The sequence below is a fragment of the Bryocella sp. genome (assembly GCF_058498515.1).
In genome coordinates this window covers 217,963-244,027 of sequence record NZ_JBMHYI010000047.1, presented here as the reverse complement: position 1 = coordinate 244,027, position 26,065 = coordinate 217,963, and the positions used below count along the sequence as shown (strand labels likewise).

The window sequence follows — 26,065 nt, the reverse complement described above, 5'->3', positions numbered from 1 at the left end:
TCTATTTTAGCAGTTCTGGGGGCCTAAAAGCGGCTCAGGACGCGGGTGCAGAAGGTGATGGCGGGCTCTGCTGAACCTTGATTGTCGCGGCGTCGTTCAGGTCGATAAGAATGCCATCCGCAGCTACTTGGGCGTAAGTCGCTTCGCGAGTCGTCTTGAAGTAAACGTTGATGAGATACACAGGCTTATGGGGTTCTTCATCACGCAAAATCGCGAATTGATTGAGTTGTCCTGAGTAGAAACCCAGGTTGTCCTTCATTTCGATTTCTACGAACACCAGATTGGGCAGAGCTTCCGGTGTGCTCCTGGCTGGCGAGAAGGCTTCGTAGATGATCGGCCGTTCGCCGATGAGGCTACGGACCCGGGTTTTCAGATAGGGAATTCGGCGGATTCCGAAGGCCGTAAGCCGTGGCTGCCACGTTCCATAGAACACGCCGAGCCAATGGCTGACCGCGAACGACAGGAATACGTAGAGCGAGGCCAGGGAGAGAGCCTCGACCGTGTGGCTTTCGGCCCAGGAATGCGCCTGCCAGGTGTCGAGGCGGTGCAGATAGAGGAAGCCCTGGCAGTGGAGGACCGCCCCGAGCAGGACAAGCCCCGCGGCGAACAGGAGGAAGAGGAAGCCATGGGTGCAGACACCCAGCGCAACAAGTTCGCCGAGCTCCGCAGCGGCTCCCTGATCTTCAAAGGAGCGCGGACGGACGAGGTTTCGACCGCGTTGAGCGAAGAGGCCAGGGATGACGCACAGAATGACAAGAAAGACAGTCGATAAGTCCAGCTTCACGGATCATCTCCCGGCTAAGGAAGGTCTGATTAAGTCCCGAACATTCCCTCAGTGGCTAAAGCCACATTGATTTCGGAGACTTTATTGTCACGGCTGAAGCCGTGACCTGCCGTTCGTGCCACTTAATCGGAGGTTCCCGTAAAGCTAATCTCCCCACTACTGGCGATCTCTCGCAGGTACTGTAGGCTGCGTAGCAGCCGGGGCGGGGGTCTGGGTCGAAACGAAAGGATTGGGGGCGTTGGGTTCGACGCGGAGAGTATTCAGGCTGCGGAATAGATCGCTACCCTGATCCAGCTTGCACACGGCATCGTTCGCGATGATTCTCTCGTTTGCCATCACTTGCCTCTAAAACCAGTATATGCCTCTACGTCGCTTGCGCGGCGGCGCGCTGGTGGTTGAGGGCGAGGAGGCGGGCCAGGATCTCCTGATCGGAGAGACTTGCAGGCCAGCCGTAGGCGGCGAAGACGGCTTCGTCGAGGGTGCGGTGGGCGTCGGCGAGCCATTGGGGGCGGGCGTTGTAGAGCTTGGTCAAAGTGCGCGTCTTGAGTTCGTCTTCGGAGGATCCGGGAGGGTTGAGCCAAGCGTCGCGGAGGCGGACGAGTTCGCGGGCGGCGTCGGCGATGGCGCGGACGATGGGGGAGTCGGCTTCGGTGGGTTCGTTGCCCGGTGGCCAGGGGAAGGGGAAGGTGTCGAAACAGGTTGTGGTGTTGTATGTCGGATCGTTTCCGACTCCATGCCAAGAGCAAGACGCGAGGCTCCAAGTCTCGTGGATACGCGAATGGAGGACTCCGAAAAAATAATCATCTTCACGGGCTATAACGAAAAGCCTGTGGTCGGGGATCACGTCTGCTGACAGCCATGCGAACATCCGATGCTTCGCCACTCCCGGTGTAACAATGAATCTATGGAGAGGCTTGATTGCTTTTCGGAGCTGTGGCCTAGCTTCACCATGAAGCCACCATTTTTTTCGGTAGGTTTCGCGATTGTTCTTCTCGCGTGAGGGACGTATATGGTGCTTGGCGTATTCAAACGGCAGTTCGTACAAAGCGGCCGCAGATTCGCTCATGTTATCCCCGAAATCGATGACGTGAAGTCCCCGATCCCTGCGGGTCACGTCGATTCCGTTAACCCAACGCCGGACTACATCAGAGTTAGCTTTGCCGTTAGGATTCAACGGTGCATTCAACATCTTCCGAGCGTCGTCGCTTGAAAGTTCAAACGCTCCGACCTGCGTCGTTCCCATAAACGAAAACGGACGGTTTTCCGTGAGTCGAAACGCACTTGCCACATTTGCTTCCGAACTCAAATTCGCATTGATGACCTCAGATATCGCCCCGTTCAACAAGTGAACCTTTTCCGCACCATCGTCGAAGCCAATCATTGAGACACGTACATCCGCGCCTGCAAGAACCCAGGGTCTATCGCTCCATGCAAAGAAGATGTCACCTGAATTCTTTATTCGCTCCAAAACGCGAAGATTAGCTCCCGCTCTAATCGCCTGCGTAGCGAGTAGCCCTGCGCGCTTTGCCTTCTTGGACGCTATTTGTCGCCGGGCCACCTCGAACCAGTAGGACACAAGATCCGCCTCTTTAGGCACCTCGCCTTCGTAGAGTAAGAAAAGGTCGTCCACATAAACGAGTCCTAGCTCGGTACGTAGCCGCTTACCTCCAAGGAATGGCGGATTTCCGACGATATAGTCGGCGCTCGGCCATTCTGGTTCGTAGGGTTTGTTCTCCTCGTCATATCGCATGATGGCGTCGTCATGCTCGATGTTGTCGAGCTTGTGGAGGATCGGTTTGGGCTGATCGTTATAGCTATGGTCGCGTTTCCACTGGAGCAGGCCGATCCAGACGACGGCAGAGGCGATTTCGTGGGCGTAGAAGTCGAGCTCGATGCCGTAGAGCTGGGCGGGGGTGGGCATGGATTCGACCGGGAGGATGAGGCCGTGTTTGAGGCCGAAGGCGCGGGCCGTCTCCCAGAGGTCGAGCAGCTGCTTCATGGCGATGTAGAGGAAGTTGCCGGAGCCGCAGGCAGGGTCGAGGACGCGGACCTTCTGGAGTTCGGCCGCCCAGTCGGTGAGGAGCTTGTTGGCGGGGCGATTGGCACGGAGGGCGGTCTGAATGCGTCGGCTGCCAACCGTTTTCGCCGCTCCCGACCCCACCCTTTCCGATGATGCCGGAAAGGATGGGCCACCCGAAGCTGTTGCAGCGGCGGACGGTGCTTGCTCTGTGTTGAGTGCGTCTTCGATCGCAGCCTGCGTGGAGGCCCACTGGCGGCGCAGCGGCGTCATGACGACGGGTTCGACGAGCAGGAGGATGTCTTCGGGCGAGGTGTAGTGCGCGCCGATCATGGAGCGCTTGGCGGCGTCGAGGGAGCGCTCGAAGAGTGTGCCGAAGATGGAGGGCTCGATCTGGGACCAGTCGTGTTTGGCGGCGCGGCGGAGGATGTCGCAGTCGGCGTTGTTGAGCTCGATGGCTTCGGGTGTCTGCTCGAAGAGGCCGCCGTTGAACCAGGGGATGTCGTCGGCACCGAAGAAGCTGCCCTCGTTGCCCATGGCCTCGAAGAGGATGGGGAGCTTCTTATTGAAGTTGATGCGGGAGGTGCGGCTGGACTCGACGAGCTTGCGGAAGACGTTGTTGGGGATGAGACCGATGGAGTCCGCAAAGAGACAGAAGACGATGCGGATGAGGAAGTGGGCGATCTGCTCCTTGGTGTGCGGCGTGGGGCTGGCGGCGCGCTCGAGTTCGAGTTGCTGGGCGAGCTTGAGGAGGTCGGTGGCGGCGTCGCGGGTAACGCGCTCGGTGACGGCCTCGGGACGTAGCATGTTGCGGTCGCCGAAGACGTAGCGGAGGACATCCTGCGGGAGCACGGCGGATGTTGGAACTGGCTTGTTGAGGCGAAGCTCTTCGAGATCGAAGGCGTAGATGCGGGTGCGCTGGCTGTCGAACTTGGTGTGGACTTCGAAGCGCTTGAAGTCGCAGACGATCAGAAGCGGCGGGTTACCGAGGTCCTCGTGGTACTCGTTGAGTTGTTTGTATGCCTTCTTGAGGTCTCCGCCTGGGAGCTTGTACTCCCAGGCAAAGGCGTCACGCTTCCAGACGTCGGCGAAGCCGGAACCGCCGCCGACCTTGGTAACGTGCTTTTCGAAGGTGTAATTGCCACCCACCATGTCGTCTTCTGTGGGATGCGGCACGCCAAGGGCTTCGCAAAGATCGCGAAAGTGCTGCTGATACGCGGACTTCTCTGTGAGCTGCGTCTGCTGCCACTTGATGGCGAACGATGTGAGGTCGAGTGGCATGCTCCATGTATTGTGCCAAATGCGCGCCTGTTTAGCTCGCGGGGAAGGGAACGAAGCGAGCGGTGCAGTTGTCAGGTCTGGGTGCGCTGTCTGAGGGCAACACTTTGACCGTGGCGTCGACGCCTTCGGGTAGATGGAGGTTGCTGCCGTGGGGGCCGAAGGTGATATCGGCGTGGTCGAAGGTGTAGGTGTAGTTTGGGGGATTCGCGGCGTCGGTGAGGAAGACTCCGTCGAGAGTCAGCTGGGCGCGGTGGGTTTCGTCGTAGCCATCGAGGAAGATGTGGCCTCCGCCGGAGACGGTGACGTTGCGGAGGGTGATGTCCTGGAAGGTGGGTGGGGAGTTGCCTTTGACGGGGCCGTTGGCGGCGTAGGCGGCGGTGATGTCGATGGGGCGGGGGGAGTTGCGGATGCAGACGTCGTCGTAGAGGACGTCGTGGACGAGGCCTCCGCGGGCTCCGGTGGACTTGATGCGGATGCCGGAGTCGGTGCCGTCGAGGGTGAGGTCGGAGACGCGGATCTTGCTGACGCCGCCGTTGGTTTCGGAGCCGATGGACATGCCGTGGCCCCAATACATGTGGTTGTGCGTGATGCTCACGTTGGCGATGCCGCCTGTGCCGCCCTTGAGGGCGATGTTGTCGTCGCCTTCGCGGAAGAAGGAGTGCGTGATGGTGACGTTGCGCGCGCCGTTGCCGGGATCGATGCCGTCCGTGTTGCGGGAGAGCGGGTGGGCGGAGTTCGCGATGCGATGGACGGTGTCGATCTTGACGCCCCAGACGGTGAAGCCGTCGCCGGCGTTATAACTGACGTGGAAGTTAGGCGAGTTACGCAGAGTAATGCGGTAGAGGGTGAAGTTATCAGCATGGTCGGCGACGATGAGGCGACTTACTTTCTGACCGCCGCCGTTGCTGACGCCGGGGCCTCCTGCGGTGGCCATCTGGCCGAGGTCCCAGGCGGAGGTTTTGGTGCCGAGGATGAACTCACCGCCGCGACCGTCGATGACGCCATCGCCCATGATGGCGGCGTCTTTGACATGGCTGACGGAGATGAGGGGCTTGCAGCCGCGGCCCTTGTCGGCGCTGATGACGCCGCAGCTTCCGGGCGAGGTTTCGAGGATCGCGGGGTCAAGGGTTTCGAAGAGGGTGGTGTTGCGGGCGACGACGAGAGTTATACCTTCGCGAAGCTCGAGGGGGCCGCTGACGAAGGCATTGGCTGCGCCGTGGGAGGCGAGGACGACGGCTTTGCCGTGGGCGCAGGCGTCGATGGCCTTCTGGATGCGTTCGGTGTCGAGCTTGTGCTCGTCGGCGGGAGAGAGCGTGTTGTAGCTGCCGTCGTTGATGGAGGTGAGATGGGCGTCGAGCGTGGCGCAGGCGGAGGGGATGACGGGCTCGGTGACGGTGCGGCTGTCTTGAGCGGCCGCAACAGCGGCGAGGCTGAGGGCGAGGATGGGCAGACTCAGAGCGGAGAGACGGGGCGGCATAGGTGGCTCCATGATGCAGCAGCGAGCGCATGGATGGCGAGACGCGGCGCGTGGTGTAGTGAATGGACGCAGAGCGAAGGCGGAGAGTTCCGCGCAGGCGTGGACTGCATCCCACTCCATGGGGAACGATTGGCTGCGGGTATGGTCTTCGTTTTGGGAGCGGAAGCTTTCGCGACGAGGTTTAGCCGGACGGTCGAGCCCAGGAGAAAGCCTATGACGATGCGAACGCTTGGAAGCGGTGGGTTGGAAGTGTCCGCGTTGGGGCTGGGCTGCATGAGCATGAGCTCGGGCTATGGGCCGCCGGCGGATACACGGGAGATGGTGACGCTGATCCGCGCGGCGCACGACCTTGGCGTGACGATGTTCGATACGGCGGAGGCGTATGGGCCGTTCACCAACGAGTTGCTGGTGGGTGAGGCACTGGAGCCGATCCGCAAGGACGTGGTGATTGCGACCAAGTTCGGCTTCGATATCGACATGGAGACGGGAGAACGACGGAGCGGAACGAACAGCCGGCCGGAGCACATCAAGGCGGTGGCGGAGGCCGCGTTGAAGCGGCTGCGCACGGACCACATCGATCTCTTCTATCAGCATCGGGTGGATCCGAATGTGCCAATTGAAGACGTGGCGGGCGCGGTGAAGGAGTTGATCGCGGAGGGCAAGGTGAAGCACTTCGGCTTGTCGGAGGCGGGCGTGGAGACGATTCGCCGCGCGCATGCAGTGCAGCCGGTGTGCGCGGTGCAGAGCGAGTATTCGCTGTTCTGGCGAGGGCCGGAGGCGGAGTTACTGCCGGCGCTCGAGGAGCTGGGGATTGGGTTTGTGGCGTTCAGTCCGCTGGGCGCGGGGTTTCTTACGGGAGCGATCGATGAGACGACGAAGTTCGATCCGACGGATTTTCGCAACATGGTCCCGCGGTTCTCGACTGAAGCCCGCAAGGCCAACATGGCTCTGCTGGAGGTGGTGAAGGCCGCGGCGGAGCGCAAGAGAGCGACTCCGGCGCAGATTGCGCTGGCGTGGCTACTGGCGCAGAAGCCGTGGATCGTGCCGATTCCGGGGACGACGAAGCGGCACCGGCTGGAGGAGAATCTCGGCGCGATCGAGGTGGAGCTTACGGCGAGCGAAGTTGCTCAGATCAGCGAGGCGGCGGCGCTGCTCCCGGTAGAGGGCGCGCGGCTGCCGGAGGCGGCGTTGAAGATGACGGGGCTTTGAAACGGCCCAACTTCTCATTGCCCCCGAGGGACGAATGTTTGTGTGGGGACCGTGTCAGGGCTCACTCAGCGCTTCACGGTTGAGAAGATCCTGCACGCGGGCCTTGATGTCATCGCGGATGGTGCGGACCTCTTCGGGGGGAAGGCCCTTGGGGTCGCGGAGGGGCCAGTCGTCACGGCGAAGGCCGGGGACATAGGGGCACTTGTCGCCGCAGCCCATCGTGATCAGGAGCTGCGCGCCGGCAGCGAGGTCTTCGGTGAGTCTCTGCGGCCTGGCCTGGCTAAGGTCGATGCCGACCTCCTGCATGACGGCCTGTACTTCAGGATGGACGCGCTCACCGGGCTCGGTGCCTGCGGAGATGGCGTGGGCCTTCCGAGGATCGGCGAGCTGGTTGAAGAAGGCGGCGGCCATCTGGGAGCGGCCGGCGTTGTGCACACACGCGAAGATTACGTTGAGCATGATGTCTCCTGCTAGGAGCAGCAGTTTGGGGCACAGCTGGGTGCCGTGGCAGTTGACGCTGCTCCTGCTTTGGGCTTGATGGCGTAGACCTTCACGCTGGCGGCGGCAGCGTTTACATCGTGCTTGCTCAGGAGGTCGTAGAGGTCGGCGTGCAGCGTGGTTGGATCTGAACCCGGTGAGCAGCAGGCGCGTTCCGACATCGAAGGAGAGCAGCAGCCGGACTGGTTTTCGACCTTGGCGTAGGCGTTGAGGTCGGCGCCGCTGTCGACGATCTGGACGTGCTCGAAGCCGGCAGCGAGGAGGCCGTCGCGGTACTCGTCGATGTGGATGGCACCGGCGATGCAGCCAACATACGCGGCCATGCTTTGGGCGAGGGCTTCGGGAAGATCTTTCTTCAGCGCGATGTCGCTGACCGCGAGGCGGCCGCCGGGCTTGAGGATGCGGGCGATCTCACGAAAGACGGTGGGCTTGTCCGGCGCGAGGTTCAGCACGCAGTTGGAGATGACGCAATCGACCGAAGCATCGGGCAAGGGGATTTTGTCGATGGTGGACTGGTGAAACTCGACGTTGGTGTAGTCGCCGGCCACCGCATTGGCTCGCGCGCGTTCAATCATGCCGGGCGTCATGTCGATGCCGATGGCACGGCCCGTTGGGCCCACCATGCTGGCGGCTAGGAAGACGTCGAGGCCGCCGCCCGAGCCGAGGTCGACGACGACCTCACCGGGGCGAAGGTGGGCGGTGGCGGTTGGATTGCCGCAGGAGAGGCCCATGTTGGCTTCGGCGGGGATGGAGGTCAGCTCGGCGGCGGTATAGCCGAAGGCTTCCGCCACGGCTTTCACTCCAGCGTCGTTGCTGGAGAGCGTGCTTTGTGCCACGGCGCCATACTTCGAGCGGACGGATTCGAGAATCTCTGCCATTGGTGAGCCTCCGACATATTCGTCAAAGTGAATGTATGTCTTGCGCACGTATTCGTCAAGGCGTATACATAGGCTCATGGCACGGACCAAGCAATTCGATCTGCCGCAGTTCTTCCAGGCTCTCGGGGATGCGACGCGTCTCCGGCTGCTCAACCTGATGGGAGAGCAGGAGGTGTGTGTGTGTTACCTGGTGGAGATCCTGGGCGCGCCACAGCCGAAGATCTCGCGGCACCTGGCGTATCTGCGGAACGCGGGCATCGTTGCGGCTCGGCGCGAGGGCAAGTGGATGCATTACAGGATTGCCATGCCGCAACACATCGGGGCGGCGCAGGTGCTGCGGCAGACGCTGGAGTCGTTGAAGGAAGAGAAGGCGATGCAGGCGGACCGGACGCGTCTCGCGAAGGCCTGCTGCTCGCCTGCGAGATACGCGCTGGATGGTGCGCCGATTCCGGCGGATGTCTCTGAGCCGTGCTGCGAGGCTTGCTAATGGGTGTCACGATGCAAGGCAATGTGTGCGCGCCGGCGCAGCGCAAGAAGCTATCGTTCCTGGATCGCTTCCTGACGCTGTGGATCTTTCTAGCGATGGCTGTGGGCGTGAGCCTCGGACACTTCGTGCCGGGTTCTGCGGCGTTTGTGAACCGCTTTCAATCGGGGACGACGAACCTTCCGATTGCGATCGGCTTGATCGTGATGATGTTTCCTCCGCTGGCGAAGGTTCGTTACGAGAAGCTGGGCGAGGTGTTTCGCAACAAGCGCATCCTGGCGCTGTCGCTGGTGCAGAACTGGGTGATTGGACCGGTACTGATGTTTGCGCTGGCGGTGATCTTCCTGCGCGGCGAACCGGCATACATGCGCGGGTTGATCCTGATCGGGATCGCGCGCTGCATCGCGATGGTGCTGGTGTGGAATGAGCTGGCCGAGGGCGATACGGATTATGTTGCGGGGCTGGTGGCGATCAACAGCGTCTTCCAGGTGCTCTTCTACAGCGTGTATGCATGGGCATTTCTCACCGTGCTCCCAAAGTGGTTCGGGCTCGAAGGGAGCGTGGTGCCTATCGGCATCGGGCAGATTGCGAAGAGCGTGGGGCTGTATCTCGGCGTCCCATTCGCGGCGGGATTTGTGACGCGGTACCTGCTCCTCAGGGCGAAGGGTGAGGAGTGGTATCGGACGAGATTTGTGCCGCGGATCAGTCCGCTGACGCTGATTGCGCTGCTGTTCACGATCCTTGTGATGTTCTCGCTCAAGGGCGACTTGATTGTGCGACTGCCGTTGGATGTGGTGAAGATCGCGGTGCCGCTGGTGGTGTACTTCCTGATCATGTTCCTGGTGAGCTTCTGGATGGGGAAGCGGCTGGGCGCGGACTATGCGCAGTCCGCGACGCTATCGTTTACCGCGGCGGGGAATAACTTCGAGCTGGCGATTGCGGTGGCGGTGGCGGTGTTCGGGTTGAATTCCGGCGAGGCGTTTGTGGGAGTGGTGGGACCGTTGATCGAGGTGCCGGCGCTGATCGGGCTGGTCAACGTGGCGTTCTGGCTGCGGCGCAGACTCTTCTGATGAACCCCCGTATAGGCCCGTGACGATGGGAGAATCTCAACTCCCCTCGGTATTTACGCGTGTGACGCGCAGATTGTTGATGGCGTATTTGAGGTATCTCGGGTTGAGGGAGACGGGCTCTTCGGCGAAGCGGCAGGAGCCGGCGACCTGATCGAGGATGAATCGCGGCTGGAAGGCGGCGAGATCGAGCTGCTTTTCTACCTGGATGCGATGGACGATGGCGTTGAGCATCTCCTCGTCGATCTGGATGCCATGCCGCAGGCCTTCCTTGGCGAGAATCTGCTTGAAGAGCTCCACGGAGGGAGCACCGATCTCGATCTTGTAGGGGAGGCGGCGGAGAAACGCCGGGTCCATGAGGTCTTCGGGATCGAGGTTGGTGGAGAAGAGGACGAGCTCGTCGAACGGAATGCTGAAGCTCTTGCCGGTATGCAGCTTGAGATAGTCGATGCGGTTCTCGAGGGGCACGATCCAGCGGTTGAGGAGATTGGCGGGGCTGACGAGCTGCCGGCCGAAGTCGTCGACGACGAAGCAGCCGCCGAGGGCCTTCATGTGCAGCGGGGCCTCGTACAGCTTGGAGACGGGATCGTAGCGGAGGTCGAGCATTTCGAGCGTGAGCTCGCCGCCGGCGACGATGAAGGGCCGCTTGCAGGCGACCCAGCGGGCGTCGACTTCCTCGCCGCGAAGGATGGAGGGTGCGCGCATCTCTGCGTCGGAGCCCAGCTTGATTGCGATGTGGACGCTGGGATCGAAGACGCGGATGATCTGGCCCTCGACTGTGACGGCGTAGGGGACGTACACGATATCCCGGAAGACGTCCGAGAGGCGAAGCGCGAAGGTGGTCTTGCCGTTGCCGGGCGGGCCGTAGAGCAGGATGGCGCGGCCGGAATTGAGCGCGGGGCCGGCCTGTTCGAGGAGTTCTTCGGCGATATTGAGGTCGCCAATGCGCTCGCGCACGAGCTGGAAGGTCACAACTTCATCCGTGATCTTCTGCAGGTTGACCTGCCGGTTGAATTGCTCGAGCGTTACCGGAGCGGGACCGTTGTACTGCGACTGCTGCATCGCATCGATCGCGAACCGCTTGCCCTCTTCGGTGAGGTCGTAGGTCATGATCGCGGTGTTGTCGGAGCGCACGCCTTTGGCGTAGAGCAGCTTGCGCTCGACGGCTGCACGGACGAGGTCGGTGATCATGTAGCCGGGCAGCTTGATGGCGTCGCCAAACTCGCTGGGGGAGCGAAGGCGGAAGGAGTAGATCTGCTTGATGAGGAGCTCAGTGAGGTCCGTCGCCTCGAGGCCTGTGGCTTCGACGGTCTTGGGCTCGGGGGGGAACTTAGCGAGGAACGCAGTCAATGCCTGCTCGGTGATGTAGCCGGCGGCGACGAGGTGGTCTCCGAGGCGGCCGCTCTGACCAATCTGGCGCTCGAGCGCATCGTTCAACTGCGCAGGGGTAATCAGGTTGGCCAGAACCAGCAGATTTCCGAGCTGCATTCGCACTGCGGTCTGTCCCCCGGGTAAGCATTTAGGAAGACTCTGATCAAGTCCCGAGCATTGCCTCAGCGGCTAAAGCCGCATTGCAACCACTCCACGTACGGCGGGACTGAAGTCCCGCCCTGACAAAACGGGGGCTTGTGCAGCGGTCTCCCAGATGAATACGACCGCTTTGATTTTGCCTGAGAGGTCAGGAGCGTTCCCTGCCCTGAAGGTGGATGTGGTGCAAAGGGCTGGTGATTGCGATCTAAGACGACGCGTGGTAGCGGCCGGATTGGCCGCGTGCGTCAGCGGGAGCCCTTGGCGGTGGCAGCTCCGGTGGACCATAGGGCCCAGGCGATGAGGGCGGGCTGGAAGAAGAGCCGGGTGAGGCGCTTGTTGTCGGTGTCGAGGCCGAAGGCGTTGCGGCGGCCGCGGTACTGCGCGATGTTGCCGGGGAAGATGGCCGCAAAGACTCCTGCGGCGACGCAGCCGAGCAGGGCTTTCTGTTTTGGCAGAGCGATGAGCGCGACGCCGAGGGCGATCTCGCCGATGCCGGACTGCAGGACGACGGTGTCGGGATCGGCTGGCAGCCAGGGTGGGACCTGGGCCTGGAAGTCCTTGCGCGCGAAGGTGAGGTGCGAGACGCCGGCGAAGGTGAGTGCGAGGCCGAGTGCGATGCGGGCGGCGTCCTGCGCGGGAGTGGTTGAAGGGCTGGTGGCGAGCTTGTCTAAGATTTCGGGCATCGTGTCTCCAGTGAGGTTCGATGCAGGATCTCGCGTGGCAGCCGCAGGCGCGATGGCGGCATCAGGCGTGAAGACCGGCTTCAGCCAAGGGAGACTGGCATGAGCAGGGAGAAGACCGTGCCGGAGCAGCCGGACCGGGTGCGGCTGTGTACGCGCATGGACCAGCCGTTTTTCTTCACGATCTCATCGCTGACCCAGAGGCCGAGTCCGGTGCCGGTTTCGCCCTTGGTGGTGATGAAGGGTTCGAAGATGGTGGGGAGGATGTGCGCGGGGATGCCGTGGCCGGTGTCGGCGATGGAGAGGCGCGCCCTGGGCTGGCCGTCCTTTGCGTTGGAGGCAACGGCGATGCGGAGGCGAAGGCGGCCGCCGTGGCGCATGGCGTCGAGTGCGTTGCCGACGAGGTTGGCGACGATCTGGCGCAGCTCGCCGGGGCTGGCGAGGATGGAGAGCGATGCGGCGCGCACTTCTTTTTCAACCGCAACCTTGGCCGCGACGAGACGCGATTGATAGAGGGTGAGGACGGAGTCCACGACGGCGACGAGGTCTACCTGGATGGGCTGATTGGGCTCGCGGTAGAAGCGCAGGGTGTGCTTGGTGATCTCCGCGACGCGGGCCAGCTCCTGGTCGGCGAGCTTGAGATAGCGCTGGGCTTCTTCCGACGGCGCTTCGGTGCGGACGAGATAGAGGAGGTTGGTGACGGCTTCGAGCGGGTTGTTGATCTCATGCGCGATGCTAGCGGCGAGGCGGCCGGTGACGGCGAGCTTTTCGGAGCGGCGGAGGGCTTCCTGGGCGCGCTCGAACTGCTGCATCTGGTCCCGGATCTGGTACTGGCGGGCACGTCCACGCAGCGCCATGTCGAGGGTGCTGACGAGGGTTTCGGGGCGCAATGGGCGCTCGAGGAGAAGGACGTTGCCGAGGGGGAGGCGCAGCTTGCGCAAGCGCTCGCTTTCGGCGGTGACGCGGCCACCGGCGACGAGAAGGAGGAGCGGGAAGTCCGACCACTGGGGCTGCTCGCAGAGGACGGGTTGGAGAACGTCGATGGAGCTGCCGCGGAAGGCTTCTTCGGCGACGATGGCTGCGGCGGCGCCGGCGGTGATCTCCTCGCAGAGTTCAGCGACGGAGTTGACGATGCGGCAGGGCTTCTCAAGCTTCTCCATGAAGCTTGCCATCAACTGGGCGTCCCTGCCGACGGGGGCGAGGATGATGGTGCGACTCTCCCGGAGCGATTTGTCACTTGCCGGGTTCAGGAGAGGTCTCGTTTCCGTTTGTTCCGTTCTTGCCGATGTAGGTGGGCGTTCCGGTGAGGACGCCTTCGAACTCATCGAGCGGGGGCCCGACCTGGATGGTTCCCTCGGCGAAGATGAGCTCGCGGATGGTGCGCTCGTGGGAGCCGCTGCGCTTCTTGAGGACGGAGATGGCCTGACGGATGGCTCCGGCGCGCTCGAAGTAGCGGAAGAGCAGCACGGTATCGGCGAGGTAGCTGACGTCGATGGGCGAGTTGGTGGCGCCGATGAAGCCGTGCTGCGCGAGCGTGAGTAGCGTGGCGATGCCCTGCTGGCCGAGGTAGGCGAGCAGCTCATGCAGCTGCATGGCGAGGAACTGCTCGTGCGGCATGGCGTTGAGGAAGCCGTTCATGCTGTCGAGGACGACAAGACGGAGGCCGTCTTCGTCGACCATGCGGCGGATGCGGGAGACGAACTCACCGGGCGAGAGCTCGGCGGGATCGACCTGATGCATCTCGAGGGTGCCGTTGGCGAGGAGCGGGGCGGGATCCATCCCGAGATGTTCGGCGCGGGCGATGAGCGTGCTCAGGGACTCATCGAAGGTGAAGATGACGGCCTTCTCACCGCGCAGCGCGGAGGTGTAGGCGTAGCGCAGAGCGATGGTGGATTTGCCGCAGCCTGCGGGGCCGATGAGCAGCGAGCTGGTTCCGGAGTCGAGACCACCGCGAAGGAGATCGTCGAGCTGCGGGAGACCGCTGAGGATGGGTTTGCGCTCGAAGCCTGGCATGTGCTCGGAGGCGATGAGGCGCGGGTAGGTAGCGAGGCCGCCGGTGCGGATGGTGTAGTCGTGATAGCCCTCGCGGAAGTGCGAGCCGCGGAGCTTGTGGACCTCGAGGCGGCGGCGCTTGATGCCGAAGTCGCGCTCGAGGCTCTGCATCTTGATGACGCCGTGGGCGATGCTCTGGAGCTGGAGATCGTTGGAGCTGCCCTCGGCAGTGCGGTCGTCGAGGAGGAGCACGGTGCAGTTGCGGCCGGCGAAGTAACGCTTGAGCGCGAGGATCTGGCGGCGGTACTTGAGGGGATCGCGCGCGAGCATGCGGAACTCGGAGAGGGAGTCGAAGATCACGCGCTGCGGATCGACGATTTCGATCTGCTTGAGGATGGCGGTGATGGTGTCGGCGAGCTCGACCTCGGAGGGGTGGAAGACCGTGTACTGGGCTTCGGCGCTGAGGTCCTCGTCGGAGGGGATCATCTCGTAGATGGTGATGGGGGAGATGTCCCAGCCGTGGGAGCGGGCGACCTGCTCGAGCTCGAGCTTCGACTCGGAGAGGGTGACGTAGATACCCTTTTCGCCGATGCGTGCGCCTTCGAGGAGGAACTGCAGCGCGAGGGTGGTTTTACCGGTGCCAGGGTCGCCCTCGACGAGGTAGAGATGGCCCTTGGGAATGCCGCCATTGAGGATGTCGTCGAGGCCTTCGATGCCGGTGGAGAGACGGACCTCGGAGTTATCGGGCGTGAGACTGCTGGCCGAAGTCGCGTTCGTTGGGTTGTGCCGCTGGCCCGACTTTTGAGGCATCGAAACTGCTCCATTCGGGCGCAAATACGAGATTGCGCGCGAATGTTTTGATTATGTGGAAGGGGCGCAGGTTGCTCGTGCGCGCACGGCGGGACGCACCCCGGCGCGGGAGCGAAGGGGGCGATGCATGTCGCTGATTGCGGGTTGCCGGGGGTCGGCTACTCAGGCGTGACGTTGAGGGTGATGGAGACGGCGTGCGTGGTGGGGACAGTGACGTTGGTGGAGGTTCCGGTGGCCTGGAGCTGGATGGTGTAGGTTCCGGCGGCGGTGTGTTGCGGAAGGGTGTTGGCGCAGGAGGAGAGCGTGAGGGTCGCGACGGCGAGGAGGGCGATCGCGAGCCACTGTTGGCGGCGGCGTTTTCTCGACGAGGCGAGGCCCAGCAAAGGCAGCAGGGTGAGCGCGAGGGTGCTGTGCGTGGCCAGGCCATGACCGGTGGTTGTGTTGGAGGGAGAGCGGAGGTCGCCGTACCAGTTGGGGACGCCGTCAGTGTCGAGTGTGAGGGTGCCGGTGGCGGTGCCGTTGAGTGGGAGCGAGACGGTGGGGGGCTCGCAGGTGAGCCACGTGGGCAAGGGTAGGACGCAGCTGACGGTGATAGGGCCGTTGAAACCGGTGAGCGAGGTGAAGTTCAGGGGCATCGAGCTCTTGTGGCGGCTCTGGATGGTGATGGCGGGTTGGGGTGCGGTGAGGGTGAAGTCGGGCTTGGTGACGATCTCGGTGATGGGGCCGGAGATCGAGCCGGTGAGGTCGGAGTCACCGGCATAGGTGGCGACGACGGTGCTGGAGCCTACGGGGAGCGCCGTGGTGACGAGCGTGGCGACGCCGTTGGTGACGGTTGCAGAGCCGAGGGTTGCGCTGTGGATGGTGAACGCAACGGTGCCGGTTGGCTGCATGGTCGCGGGCGGGAGGATGATGCCGCCGGGGCCGAGTACGGGTGCGGGGGTTCCGGCGATGGCAGCGGTGAGGGTGACGGGCTGTCCGATGTAGGCGTTGGCGGCGGAGGTGGTGAGGGTGGTCGCGGAGCCGGAGGGAAGGACGATGTAGGGGACGATGGTGGAGGTGCTGGAGGGGAAGTTGGCGTCGCCGAGGTACTTTGCGGTGAAGGGACAGGAACCGGCGGGCTCGGCTATACCGGCGCCGACGGGGGAGATGTAGCTGGCATTGCCGGAGGCATCGAGCGTGACGCGGTAGGTGGCTCCGTGGCAATAGTCGAACTCGACCTGGCCGGTGGGAGCGACGCCGGTGGGGCCGTTGGTTCCGGTGACGTGGGTGCTGAAGACGACGGGCTGGCCGTAGGTGGAGGGTTCGGGCGAGACGGCGGCGGTGGTGGTGGTGGTGGGAGTGGTGACGGTGAGGGTGACGTAGTTGGAGTTGGCCTGGGCGTAGATGGTGTCGCCCATGTAGACGGCGAGGATGTAGTCGGTGCCGCCGAGGAAGCCTTTGGAGGTGAAGGTGGCGACGCCGTTGGTGAGGTCGGCATAGCCGAGAAGGTTGCCGGAGACGCCGGTTTGGGTGCTGGTGTAGAAGAGGACGCGCCCAGTGGGAACGGTGGTGGTGGAGGTCGTTCCGGAGCTGACGGCTGCGGTGAGGGTGAAGCTGGTGGAGGGGGTGCCGGAGCCAGGCGTGACGGTGAGTGCGGCGACGCTGGGCAGGCCGTTGACGACCTGATTGAGGCTGGCACTGGAGGTGGCGAAGCCTGCGGCGGGCACGAAGACGGCGGCGATCTGGTGGTAGGCGCTGGTGCCGAGGTCGTTGGCGGTGAGGGCGCTGGTGGGGAAGGTGGCGATGCCGGAGGCGTCGAGGGGAATGGTGGCGAGGGTGGTGTGGCCGTCGGAGAAGAGGATGGCGCCTGAGGGGATGGAGGTCCCGGTCTGGGCCGTAACCGTTGCGGTGAAGGTGACGGGCTGGGCGTAGGTGGAGGGGTTGAGGCTGGAGGTTAGGGTGGTGGTAGTGGCGATGCCGGAGACGACGCTCACGGTCGCACTTGCCGTGGCGCCGCTGTGGGTGGCGTCACCGTTGTAATTGGCGATCAGCGAATGAAATCCGAGGGTTGAAAAACTGGTGCTGAACGTTGCGTGGCCGGAGGCGTCGGGCGTGAGCGAGGCCAACTGCTGGCCCGTCGTGGAGTCGGTGACGGTGACGGGCGAAAGCTTCGCATTATCTGGCGAGGTGATCGAGACGGAAATCGTTACCTGCTGATTGAGGATGACCGGCGTCGGCGCGCTGAGCGTGAGAGTGGTCGGGTAGTTGTTGACGCCGAGCCATGTCTTGATGGATTCGCCGGGCGAGAATCCCGGAGCGCCCGCGTAAATGGCCACGAGGGCGTGAAGTCCTGGAGTCTGCGGTGGCAGGATAATGACGGCGTTGCCGCTGGGGTCCAGTGTGGCGGAACCGACTGTCGTTCCGTCTTCCTGCAGGGATACCGAGCCGGGGGCATTCGCTGTTCCAGCGCCGACGTGGACCGAACCCTGGGGTTGCGTGCCTGCGGAGACGATGGTTTGCGAAAGAGTAAGCACGGTGGCGGTGACGGGCGTGTCGACAAGTCCCGACGCCTCGTAGGCCCCCATGTCGACGATGGGATAACCCACTCCAGTGGCGTCCTGCACGCGAGGCTGACCTTCGAGGTCTGTTTCCTGCGGGGTCGTAACGCTGTTGTTTCCGGAGTCGATGGCCGGCGAACCTGTTTGCAGGTGAAGGTCGTTTGTCGCTGCATTGCGAAAAATCGGGTCGGTGAACAGATTGCCGTAGGAGGTGGAGTTCTGGTCGCAACCGATGCTGCCTGTGTGCGTGACGGTGTTGTAGATGAGGTTGTGATCGAAGACGTTGGGGAGCGCGAGAATTCCCGAACCGACACTGTTCAGGGATGGCGGAAATGGGCCACAGCCGACTGTCGGCGTGGCGGAATTGTTCCCGACGAAAATGTTGTTCTCTGCCTGAACGAAACCTTCGCTGCCGCCCCAAAGCTCGGTGCCGGAGCTGGAAGGATATTGGTAGCTGGTTACGGTGAGGGAATTGTTGAAGAACGTGTTGTTGTAAAGGTAGTACTGGCCGAGCCAAAGGGTAAGCCCCGTGCCTCCGTTGCCGTAGACGAGGTTGTTCCGAACCGTCACGGTGTTAAAGGTTTCAAGGTTGATTCCGCCTTCGTTGAAAAGTGCGCTGCCGAGTCCGTTGCCGCGGATCGTGTTGCCTTCGATCAGAATGGTCTCGTCGCCACCCACCTGGTTGAACGAGATGCCGGCGTATGCGTTGTTCTCGATGAGGTTGCCGCTGATGAGAATGACGGGCGGGGGATTTTCGTAGCCAACGGCGACAGTCTCATTCACAAACACGCCGAAGGCATTGACGCGGCAGTCGCCACCGGCGGTGTTGGTTGGGGTGTTGTTCAGAATGTGATTGCCGACAATGCTGACACCTGAGACCTCAATGTCGACTCCGCAGCTTGCATTGTTCTGAATCGTGTTCTGGGCGACGGTCGCATATCCAAGAAGGACGACGGCGCCACCATAGTTGTAAACAGCGGGGGTAGGTGCCAAACGTGAGCACAGGAACCCCGTGTTGGACGGTGAAGCCCAGAAGTTGTGCAGGAGCGTTCGGCAGGGACGAGCCGAGGTACGCGACCGGACCGCTGTTGCTACCGTCGAGGATCGTATTGGCGGCGCCTCCCGCGGGTGCGGGGGTGCTGGTGACGGTGATGGCTTTGCCTTTGAAGTCGATGTTCTCGTAGTAGGTGCCGGGGGAAACGAGGACGGTGTCTCCGTTGATGGAGGCGTCGATGGCGCTTTGGATGGTGGTGTAGGTCTGGCCCTGGCCTACGTTGCGGGTGGTCTGGGCGGACGCGGCGAGCGCGAGCAGCGCGGTGAGGCAGAGGGAGACGGCGTGGCGGATTGCGCGGCGCGGCGTGAGGCGAAGCTGGGGAAGCATCGGGGCCTTGGGGTGCTCTGGGATTCGGTTGTGCGCAGGATATCGTGAAAGGCCGGTGCGGGGTGTGACAGTCGGTCCGTGTGAGGGCGGTTGTATTCTTGGGCTCATGAATCACGGGGTCGGGACGGATGAGCGGAGCGTGGTGCGCGAGCACGCGATTGGGGTGATGCAGGGGCGGTTGGCTCCGCCGGAGGATGGGCGGTTTCAGTCGTTTCCGCGGCTGGCGTGGCGTGAGGAGTTTGCGCGGGCGCGGGCGGCGGGGCTGGCGTATATCGAGTGGATCCACGATGCGTATGGGGCGGCGGCGGACCCTAGTGACAAGCGGTGGTTTACCGATGCGGCGGATGCGGCGGCCTATGCGGCGGGAGCGAACCCGATCTTCTCCGAGACGGGCCTGGTGGAGATGGATCTGCTGAAGGCGGAGACAGGGATTGCGACGCCGGCGCTCTGTGGGGATTGGTTCATGGATTTTCCACTGATCCGGTGTACGGACGGTGAGCGCGAGGAGCGCGAGGCGCACCTGCACGAGCTGATTCCGATAGCGAAGCGGATTGGCGCGGTGAAGATGGTGCTGCCATTTGTCGATCAGTCGCGCATGGCGAATGAGGACGAGAAGCGGCAGGTCGTCGGCGTGTTGGAGCGGGCGCTGCCGGTGGCGGAGCGTTATGGTGTGGAACTGCATCTCGAGGCGGACTTTGGGCCGGAGGAGTTTGCGGACTTCCTCACGCGGATTCCGCATCCGATGCTGAAGGTGAACTGGGACTCGGGAAACTCGTCGGGGCTGGGGTTTGTGGCGAGCGAAGAGTTTGCGGCCTATGGCGAGCGCGTGGGGTCGGTGCATATCAAGGATCGCTATCGCAAGCCGGAGGGCGGGATTGAGACGCGGCCACTGGGGATGGGGTCGGCGGACTTTGAGGATGTGTTTCGGGCGGTGAAGTCGATTGGGTATCGCGGTGGATTTACGCTGCAGGTGGCTCGCGGCGTCCCGGGCGATGAGGTGGAGTTTTTGAAGACACAAATAGCGTTCGTGCGGGAGTATCTCGAGTAATGGGTACGTGCGGGTTCGGTTTAGCTGTAGAGGGGTGAGGAGTTCAGGGTTTGAGGTGCGAGGTTCGGTGTTGATGGGCCAGGTGGAGTGCTGGGAGATGGGTCTTGTCGAGCTGCGAGCTTTAAGCGATTGAGGTTTGAGGAAAAACGAATCGGGGTGTGGGGTGGCGTTGACGCGTGAGGAGTTGGAGCGGGGGAAGTTGTTCTCGCTGGAAGGCAAGACGGCGGTGCTGACGGGAGCTTCTGGCTTCCTGGGGCGGACGTTTGCGTTGGCGCTGCTGGCGAATGGGGCGCGTGTGGTCGCGCTGGGGCGCAGCGAGCGGCTGAAGAGCGAAGCGGCGAAGTGGGCTGAGGAGTTTGGCGAAGACAAGATCGCGGTGGAGCAGATCGATATGTATGACCGCGAGGCTCTGGCTGCGCTGTGTGGCGAGATTGCGGCTCGCGAGAAGACGATCGATGTGTTGATCAACAACGCGCATGAACTGGGTTCGGCTACGGGGTTCAATGTGCCGGAGGGGTCGCTGGAGAATTCGACGTTTGACCAGTGGCAGAGGAACCTGCAGGGCGGCGTGTACTGGGCGGTGCAGACGACGCAGACTCTGGGCGCGAAGATGAAGGCGCAAGGGCGCGGGTCGATTGTGAACATTGCGACGATGTATGCGACGGTGGCTCCTCGGCCGCAGCTGTATGAGGGGACGGAGTCGCTGAACCCACCGGGATATTCGGCGTCGAAGGCGGCGCTGCTGGCGTTTACTCGCTATACAGCGAGCTTCTGGGGACATAGCGGTGTGCGCGCGAACTGTATCTCGCCGGGACCATTTTCTAACACGGAGGATGTGGGCACGGGGCAGAATGCGGTGCAGGAAGATTCGCCGTTTGTACAGAAGCTGAAGGGTTATACGGTGCTAGGCAGGATTGGCCGGCCGATTGAGTTATGCGGGGCGCTGGTGTTTCTCGCGAGCGATGCGAGCACGTATGTGACGGGGCAGAATTTGCTGGTGGATGGTGGATGGACTTCGGTTTGAGGGATAGCTGCTAGCTCTTAGCTTCTCGCTTCTAGCTAAGAACTAAGAACAAAAGACAGTACGGTGGTGGACTGGCGATGAATCTTGGATTGGATGGGCAGGTTGCGTTTGTTGCGGGGTCGTCGCGGGGCATTGGGCGGGCGATTGCCGTGGCGTTGCTGGATGAAGGCGCTTCGGTGGTGCTGACGGGACGGGATGAGTCGGCGCTGGAGCGGACGGTGCGCGAGCTGGCGAATGCTTCGAACTTCGAGCGCATTCTGCCGATCGTGGGCGACCTTGCGGATGCGAACGTGATTGCGGCGGCGATGACGCGGGTGCTGGAGCACTTTGGTCGCATCGATCACTTGATCGCGAACCTGGGTACCGGCGCGGGCAAGCCGGGATGGGATCAGGCGGACGAGGAGTGGGCGCGGCTGTTTGAGGCGAACTTCTTCGCGAGTGTGCGGCTGGCGCAGGCGGCGATTCCGCACTTGAAGGAGCGTGGTGGGAGCATTTTGTTTATCTCGTCGATTACGGGCGTCGAGGCTACGGCGGCGCCGCTGCCTTACTCAGCCGCCAAGGGCGCGCTGAATAACTATGCGAAGAATCTTTCTCGGCTGGTGGCGGAGGATAAGGTGCGCGTGAACACGATTGCTCCGGGGAATATTTTGTTTCCGGGAGGGAACTGGGAGAAGCGGATCGCGGCGAATCGCGAGGGTGTTGAGGAGATGCTGAAGACGCAGGTTCCGCAGCAGAGGTTTGGGACGCCGGAGGAGATAGCTTCGCTGGCGGTGTATCTGTGCTCGGAGCAGGCGGGGTTTGCGACGGGGAGTTGTTACGTGATGGATGGCGGGCAGACGCGGGTGGTGTAGGGCAGTTGTACGTTGTACGTTGTGCGATTCCGGAATCGTAGTGGTTCTGGTAGATCCTGCGAACCCATATCTCATTGGGGACGCCCGGGAACGAGAAAGAGCATTTTCTGTAGAGCGATGAGGTATGAGGACGCCCGCTGCGCAGGCTGGAGGTTTGAGGGGTTGTGGTGGGGCACACCGGGCAGTTGCAGTTTGAGATACTGCTTGCATGAGCGGTAAGCAGGGACGTGTGGAACAACTCTTCGATCTGACTGGGCGCGTTGCCATTGTGACGGGCGGTGCGGGGCTGTTGGGGTATCACCATGGGGCGATCCTGGCGGAGGCTGGGGCGAACGTGGTGCTGCTGGATCTGGCGGCGGCGAACCCTTCACTGCGGGCGGATCAGCTGGAGGCGGCGCATGGGCCGAAGTGCCTGGGGCTGGCGGTGGACATTACCAGCGAGCACTCGATCGAGGAAGCGGAGAAGGCGATCCTCGCGGAGTTCGGGCGCATCGACATCCTGATCAACAATGCGGCGAACAATCCCAAGGTGGAAGATCAGAAGCCGGGCAAGCCGTGGTCGCGGCTGGAGAATTTTCCGCAGAAGACGTGGAACGACGACATTGCGGTGGGGCTGACGGGGGCGTTTCTTTGCGCGCGGATCTTTGGGCAGCAGATGGCGAAGGCCGGCAGCGGCGTGATCCTGAATGTGGCGTCGGACCTGGCGGTGATTGCGCCGGATCAGAGGCTGTATCGGCAGGAGGGTTTGCCGGAGCATGAGCAGCCGGTGAAGCCGGTGACGTACTCGGTGGTGAAGACGGCGCTGCTGGGGCTGACGCGGTATCTCGCGACCTACTGGGTGGCGCAGGGTGTGCGGGTGAATGCGATTTCGCCGGGCGGCGTGTTCAATGGCCAGCCCGACGAGTTCACAGCGAAGCTGCACCAGCTGATCCCGATGGCGCGGATGGCGAAGAAGGATGAGTACCAGGGCGCGATTCTGTTTTTGTGCTCGGATGCGAGCAGTTACATGACGGGGCAGAACCTGATTGTGGATGGCGGACGGAGCGTGTTGTAGACGGAGAGCAAGTCTATCTTTGCGAGCGAGCCGTGACGGGATGCGTGCGTCCTGGCGGCTTCAGGCGGCGCCGGGCGTTGTAGAGGCGGGGTCTTCGGGCATGCGGAAGCGCGTGATCAGCGAAAGCGCGAGAAGCGCGCCCAGGATCAGCGCTTTGCACTGGCCGCCAAAGCCCATGCCATGGTGGATGATCTCGCTTTGCGGCGACATGAGGACGGCCATTGCCAGCATCGCCCAGAGCAGTGAACGGGGAGGATGCTCGCGGTGCTGAAGGGCGAAGAAGGCGAGCAGGGCCCACGGCACATAGAGGTGCAGCAGCGTGTAGTCGAACGAGGTTGGCGTAAACCAGATCGACGCGATGGTGAGCGCGAGCACCTGGTTGATGAGCGGCAGTTTCCGGATGCGGACCACGTACAGGATGAGACCGAGGACAGCCATCATGGCCAGATAGGCCGTGAGGATGTGCGTCAGCGTCTGCGTGGGAGGCAGCGGGTGGAGTGCCGCTTTGATCAGGCCGAAGAGGGAGTGATCGAAGGTGCGCTGGGGGTAATTGCGCAGGATCACGAGCGGACGAAACTGAGCGAGCCCCTTGTTGTTGAGACGCCAAGCGACGACGAGATTCGGATAGATCAGGAACAGGGAAGCGAGCGTAACGACTACCGCGGTGCATGCGGCGATGAGGATCGGCTGGATGCGTCTGCGCGCCAGGAATAGGCCGAGATAGATAAATGGAAAGATCTTCGCGGCGATGGCGACGCCGAAGCATGCGCCGGCGAGGTTATCGCGGCGATGAAAGATCGCGTAGAGGCCGCTCATCATGAAGATCCAGATGATGAGTTCCTGGTTGGCCTGCTTGAGGGTGAACATGAGCGGGTAGGAGCTCATGAGGAGGAAGGCCGAGAGCATGAAGGCGCTGAGCGAAGACAGGCCACGGCGGTGGAGGGCACGGAAAAGCAGATAGGTGGCGAAGGCTGCTGCCCCGAGGCCGAGGGTCAAATACACCGCCAGCGCGTGGTCGCCGAAGAGGAAGAAGAAGGAATAAAGCAGGGCGACGGGCGCCGGATACATGAAGGGATAGGAGCGGCGGTCGGTGAAGAACGCCATGGTGTGGATCTCGGAAAAGCGCGGCCGCAGAGCGAGGAGGTCGCCGAAGTGTTCGTCCAGCAGGAAGTTGTTGTAGGGGAGACCGTAGTGGAGCCGCCTGCAGATAGCGATGCAGAGGAGATTCACGGTCCACAGGGCGGCGTCGAGCAGGACGAACGCGCGCAGGGAGACTGGTAACTCAAGCCAGGCAGACTGAATCTTCTGAAGCCAGGTGGAGCGGCTATCCGGCATGCAACTCTTCCTCGACGATGGAGATCGGCTTGCGCTTCATCTGAAGGTACATCCGGCCCAGATATTCGCCGATGACGCCGAGGAGCATCGCGTTGATGCCTAACGATCCGAGAATAAGTACCGTGATGGTGGTAAAACCGGCTGGAGCGCGGAACCCGGTGGTGAAGTAGGCGACGAGATAGCCTGCGATGGCGACAAGAGTGCCGACGGCTACGAACAGGCCGAGATAAATGGCGAGCCTCAGAGGGACGATCGACTGATTGATGAGCCCATCGAGGGCGAGCATCACGTTATCGTAGAAGCTGAATTTGGTCTTGCCGATCTGGCGTGCACGCCGGGCGTAGTCGATGCCGACCTGTCTGAATCCCATGCTGGCAATGGTTCCGCGAAGGTATGGCTGGTTGTCTTCGATGACGCGAAGCTGCTCGATGACCCGCCGACTGATGAGCCGGAAGTCGCCGGCATTATGCGGGATAGGGTCCTCGGAAAGTTTGTCGACGAGCCAATAAAAGATGCGGCGAGCGTACTGCCAGCGCCTGGCTTCCAGCCGCGATTTGCGGATGCCATAGACAACGTCGGCGCCGGCACGCCACTCCTTGAGAAAGACCGCGATCATCTCGGGAGGATCCTGCAGATCGACATCGAGCTGAATGGCGGCGTCTCCGGAGCAGCGGAGATAGGCTGTGAGAATCGATTTCTGATAGCCGAAGTTCCGTGAGAGGCGGAAGGCTTTCACACGAGGATCTCCCATGGCAATCGCGCGGAGGAGATCGGGGGTTTTGTCGGTCGAGTGGTTATCGGTGAAGACGATCTCGAAGTCATATTCGCTCTCATACGACGCGAGGAGAGGATGTAGCGCCTGGTAGGCGGGGAGCACGTTGTCTTCCTCGTTGTAAACGGGGATGACAATCGAAACGAGAGGTTTCGTCATGGACAAATCTTGCTCCGGATGGATGATCGATCTCATGCCGCAGAGACTGAGACGGCACTATCACTAGGATGCCGTTGGACTGTTGTAGACGAAGGGGCTGCGAAAGGCTGCGAACGGAACATGCCCCGCATCGCGCGCGGAGAGCGTGGGATTGTCTGTCGGCCAGGGTGCGCCAAACGAGTTCCAGAGAATGCCCTGGTCGTGTTCGGGGTCATGCTCGGTCGTGACGTGATAGAGCACGCCGGCACGCGGGCTTCGGACCAGAAAGCCATGCGCAATGCCGGAGGGCAGATACACCGCATTGTTGGCTTCGGCGGTAAGCTCGTAGACCTCGTACTGGCCGTAGGTGGGTGAACCTACGCGCAGATCGAGGGCAACGTCGCAGATGGCGCCGCTGATGCAATAGACCAACTTGGCATGATCAGCGGGCGGGACCTGGAAGTGCATACCGCGGAGCACGCCTTTGACGGAGTCCGTATAGAAGACCTCGCGGAAGTCGGCCTGGAGACCGGCGCGTTCAAACACGGAGCGCTGCATCGTCTTCATGAGGGCCCCACGGGTGTCTTCGAACAAAGGGAACTGTACGGCGAGACAGCCGCGCAGCTTTGTTTCTGCGAATTGGAGCGAACGGGCGCGTGGAATCGCTGCTGGCAACATCTGGCACAGGATACATTGCGCAAAAGGAAACCCGCACCTTGAAAGGCGCAGGGTGCTCACTGTCCCAATTGGCCTAGAAGGTCGTGCAGCCTTCCTGGGAGTGAGGCCGCGAGCTGCGAGCGGATCGTCTTGCCGCATGCGAGCCGACGCTGCAGCTGCGATGGAACGGGCACTCCGGACAGCGCAGGCGCTTTGCCGGGGGGACCTGGATCTGCGCCCCGTGGAGCAAGTGCGCTCGGCGGGGACCCTGGATCTCGGGCGCGCAGCTCCTACGGTTAGGGCTGGGTGTTGGCGGAGGAACCTTCCATCGCGGGCATCCGCAGGCCGAGCTCTCGGGTCTGACGGTCGATGCGGAAGATGGCTCGGACGTGACGCAGGAAGATGCCGGGCATCTTGCGGGCGTGGTAGACCTGCGTGACTCCTGCGGAGCGCAGGGGACCGGTATGCACCGTCGGAGAGATCGAAGGGCGATTTGGCGGAGCCAACGGCGACCGACACTGCGTTGGCAGTGTAGCGGCAGGGCTCGTTCTCTGGGGCGAG

Annotated in this window: 22 protein-coding genes; 7 read left to right on the top strand and 15 right to left on the bottom strand. The window is 62.5% G+C overall.

What is annotated here, in order from left to right:
* Positions 1-34 precede the first annotated feature (34 nt).
* The 3 genes from AC5E6W_RS14435 to AC5E6W_RS14425 form a co-directional block, all read right to left on the bottom strand.
* Complete coding sequence (locus AC5E6W_RS14435; protein WP_491753015.1) at positions 35-784, bottom strand: DUF6338 family protein; 750 nt, start codon at positions 782-784, stop codon at positions 35-37.
* Between the two features lie 364 nt (positions 785-1,148).
* Positions 1,149-4,082 carry a class I SAM-dependent DNA methyltransferase gene (locus AC5E6W_RS14430; RefSeq protein WP_491753014.1) on the bottom strand — a complete coding sequence of 978 codons (2,934 nt, stop codon included), beginning with the start codon at positions 4,080-4,082 and terminating at the stop codon, positions 1,149-1,151.
* A 31-nt stretch (positions 4,083-4,113) separates the two neighbouring features.
* Positions 4,114-5,559 (bottom strand): glycoside hydrolase family 28 protein, encoded by a 1,446-nt coding sequence (locus tag AC5E6W_RS14425; protein ID WP_491753013.1) that lies wholly within the window; start codon positions 5,557-5,559, stop codon positions 4,114-4,116.
* 213 nt (positions 5,560-5,772) lie between these two features.
* On the opposite strand from AC5E6W_RS14425, the gene AC5E6W_RS14420 reads away from it, so the two are divergent.
* Positions 5,773-6,768, top strand: coding sequence for an aldo/keto reductase (locus tag AC5E6W_RS14420; protein WP_491753012.1), 996 nt, complete (start codon positions 5,773-5,775; stop codon positions 6,766-6,768).
* 54 nt (positions 6,769-6,822) lie between these two features.
* Here the strand turns inward: AC5E6W_RS14420 and AC5E6W_RS14415 are convergent, their stop codons facing one another.
* Together AC5E6W_RS14415 and arsM are read right to left on the bottom strand one after the other, a co-directional pair.
* A complete protein-coding gene (locus AC5E6W_RS14415) occupies positions 6,823-7,227 on the bottom strand; it encodes an arsenate reductase ArsC (RefSeq protein WP_491753011.1) in 405 nt (134 codons plus the stop codon).
* 11 nt (positions 7,228-7,238) lie between these two features.
* Positions 7,239-8,144 (bottom strand): arsenite methyltransferase, encoded by a 906-nt coding sequence (gene arsM / locus AC5E6W_RS14410; protein WP_491753010.1) that lies wholly within the window; start codon positions 8,142-8,144, stop codon positions 7,239-7,241.
* A 76-nt stretch (positions 8,145-8,220) separates the two neighbouring features.
* Here arsM and AC5E6W_RS14405 point away from each other — a divergent pair, with 76 nt between their 5' ends.
* Together AC5E6W_RS14405 and arsB are read left to right on the top strand one after the other, a co-directional pair.
* Positions 8,221-8,631 carry an ArsR/SmtB family transcription factor gene (locus AC5E6W_RS14405; protein ID WP_491753009.1) on the top strand — a complete coding sequence of 137 codons (411 nt, stop codon included), beginning with the start codon at positions 8,221-8,223 and terminating at the stop codon, positions 8,629-8,631.
* Positions 8,631-9,698 (top strand): ACR3 family arsenite efflux transporter, encoded by a 1,068-nt coding sequence (gene arsB, locus AC5E6W_RS14400; protein WP_491753008.1) that lies wholly within the window; start codon positions 8,631-8,633, stop codon positions 9,696-9,698. Before AC5E6W_RS14405 ends, arsB begins: the two co-directional genes overlap by 1 nt.
* A gap of 36 nt (positions 9,699-9,734) precedes the next feature.
* On the opposite strand, the gene AC5E6W_RS14395 is transcribed toward arsB, so the two are convergent.
* From AC5E6W_RS14395 to AC5E6W_RS14370, 6 genes are all read right to left on the bottom strand, one after another.
* Positions 9,735-11,183, bottom strand: a complete 1,449-nt coding sequence (locus AC5E6W_RS14395; protein WP_491753007.1) for a cyclic di-GMP-binding domain-containing protein, MshE-related — start codon at positions 11,181-11,183, stop codon at positions 9,735-9,737.
* Positions 11,184-11,470: 287 nt separating this feature from the next.
* A complete protein-coding gene (locus AC5E6W_RS14390) occupies positions 11,471-11,908 on the bottom strand; it encodes a DoxX family protein (RefSeq protein ID WP_491753006.1) in 438 nt (145 codons plus the stop codon).
* 80 nt (positions 11,909-11,988) lie between these two features.
* Positions 11,989-13,077 carry a sensor histidine kinase gene (locus AC5E6W_RS14385; RefSeq protein ID WP_491753005.1) on the bottom strand — a complete coding sequence of 363 codons (1,089 nt, stop codon included), beginning with the start codon at positions 13,075-13,077 and terminating at the stop codon, positions 11,989-11,991.
* Positions 13,078-13,138: 61 nt separating this feature from the next.
* A complete protein-coding gene (locus AC5E6W_RS14380; RefSeq protein ID WP_491753004.1) occupies positions 13,139-14,707 on the bottom strand; it encodes a DUF7125 family protein in 1,569 nt (522 codons plus the stop codon).
* A gap of 158 nt (positions 14,708-14,865) precedes the next feature.
* Entirely contained in the window at positions 14,866-18,237 is a 3,372-nt protein-coding gene (locus AC5E6W_RS14375; RefSeq protein WP_491753003.1) for an Ig-like domain repeat protein, read from the bottom strand.
* Positions 18,125-18,625, bottom strand: coding sequence for a hypothetical protein (locus AC5E6W_RS14370; RefSeq protein ID WP_491753002.1), 501 nt, complete (start codon positions 18,623-18,625; stop codon positions 18,125-18,127). The genes AC5E6W_RS14375 and AC5E6W_RS14370 overlap by 113 nt, the downstream gene beginning before the upstream one ends.
* A 106-nt stretch (positions 18,626-18,731) precedes the next feature.
* Between AC5E6W_RS14370 and AC5E6W_RS14365 the strand changes: the two genes are divergently transcribed.
* The 4 genes from AC5E6W_RS14365 (at position 18,732) to AC5E6W_RS14350 (ending at position 22,602) form a co-directional block, all read left to right on the top strand.
* On the top strand, positions 18,732-19,673 hold the full coding sequence (locus AC5E6W_RS14365) for a sugar phosphate isomerase/epimerase family protein (protein WP_491753001.1): 942 nt from the start codon (positions 18,732-18,734) through the stop codon (positions 19,671-19,673).
* A gap of 199 nt (positions 19,674-19,872) precedes the next feature.
* The gene (locus AC5E6W_RS14360) at positions 19,873-20,697 is read left to right on the top strand and encodes an SDR family oxidoreductase (protein ID WP_491753000.1); all 825 of its coding nucleotides are present in this window, start codon (positions 19,873-19,875) and stop codon (positions 20,695-20,697) included.
* Positions 20,698-20,774: 77 nt separating this feature from the next.
* Positions 20,775-21,548, top strand: coding sequence for an SDR family NAD(P)-dependent oxidoreductase (locus AC5E6W_RS14355; protein ID WP_491752999.1), 774 nt, complete (start codon positions 20,775-20,777; stop codon positions 21,546-21,548).
* A gap of 208 nt (positions 21,549-21,756) precedes the next feature.
* Positions 21,757-22,602, top strand: a complete 846-nt coding sequence (locus tag AC5E6W_RS14350) for an SDR family oxidoreductase (RefSeq protein WP_491752998.1) — start codon at positions 21,757-21,759, stop codon at positions 22,600-22,602.
* A gap of 60 nt (positions 22,603-22,662) precedes the next feature.
* On the opposite strand, the gene AC5E6W_RS14345 is transcribed toward AC5E6W_RS14350, so the two are convergent.
* The 4 genes from AC5E6W_RS14345 to AC5E6W_RS14330 form a co-directional block, all read right to left on the bottom strand.
* Positions 22,663-23,937 (bottom strand): glycosyltransferase family 87 protein, encoded by a 1,275-nt coding sequence (locus tag AC5E6W_RS14345; protein ID WP_491752997.1) that lies wholly within the window; start codon positions 23,935-23,937, stop codon positions 22,663-22,665.
* Complete coding sequence (locus AC5E6W_RS14340) at positions 23,927-24,868, bottom strand: glycosyltransferase family 2 protein (protein ID WP_491752996.1); 942 nt, start codon at positions 24,866-24,868, stop codon at positions 23,927-23,929. Before AC5E6W_RS14340 ends, AC5E6W_RS14345 begins: the two co-directional genes overlap by 11 nt.
* A gap of 63 nt (positions 24,869-24,931) precedes the next feature.
* Positions 24,932-25,525, bottom strand: a complete 594-nt coding sequence (locus AC5E6W_RS14335; RefSeq protein WP_491752995.1) for a dTDP-4-dehydrorhamnose 3,5-epimerase family protein — start codon at positions 25,523-25,525, stop codon at positions 24,932-24,934.
* Positions 25,526-25,800: 275 nt separating this feature from the next.
* Positions 25,801-25,974 carry a hypothetical protein gene (locus tag AC5E6W_RS14330; protein WP_491752994.1) on the bottom strand — a complete coding sequence of 58 codons (174 nt, stop codon included), beginning with the start codon at positions 25,972-25,974 and terminating at the stop codon, positions 25,801-25,803.
* Between the last annotated feature and the right edge of the window lie 91 nt (positions 25,975-26,065).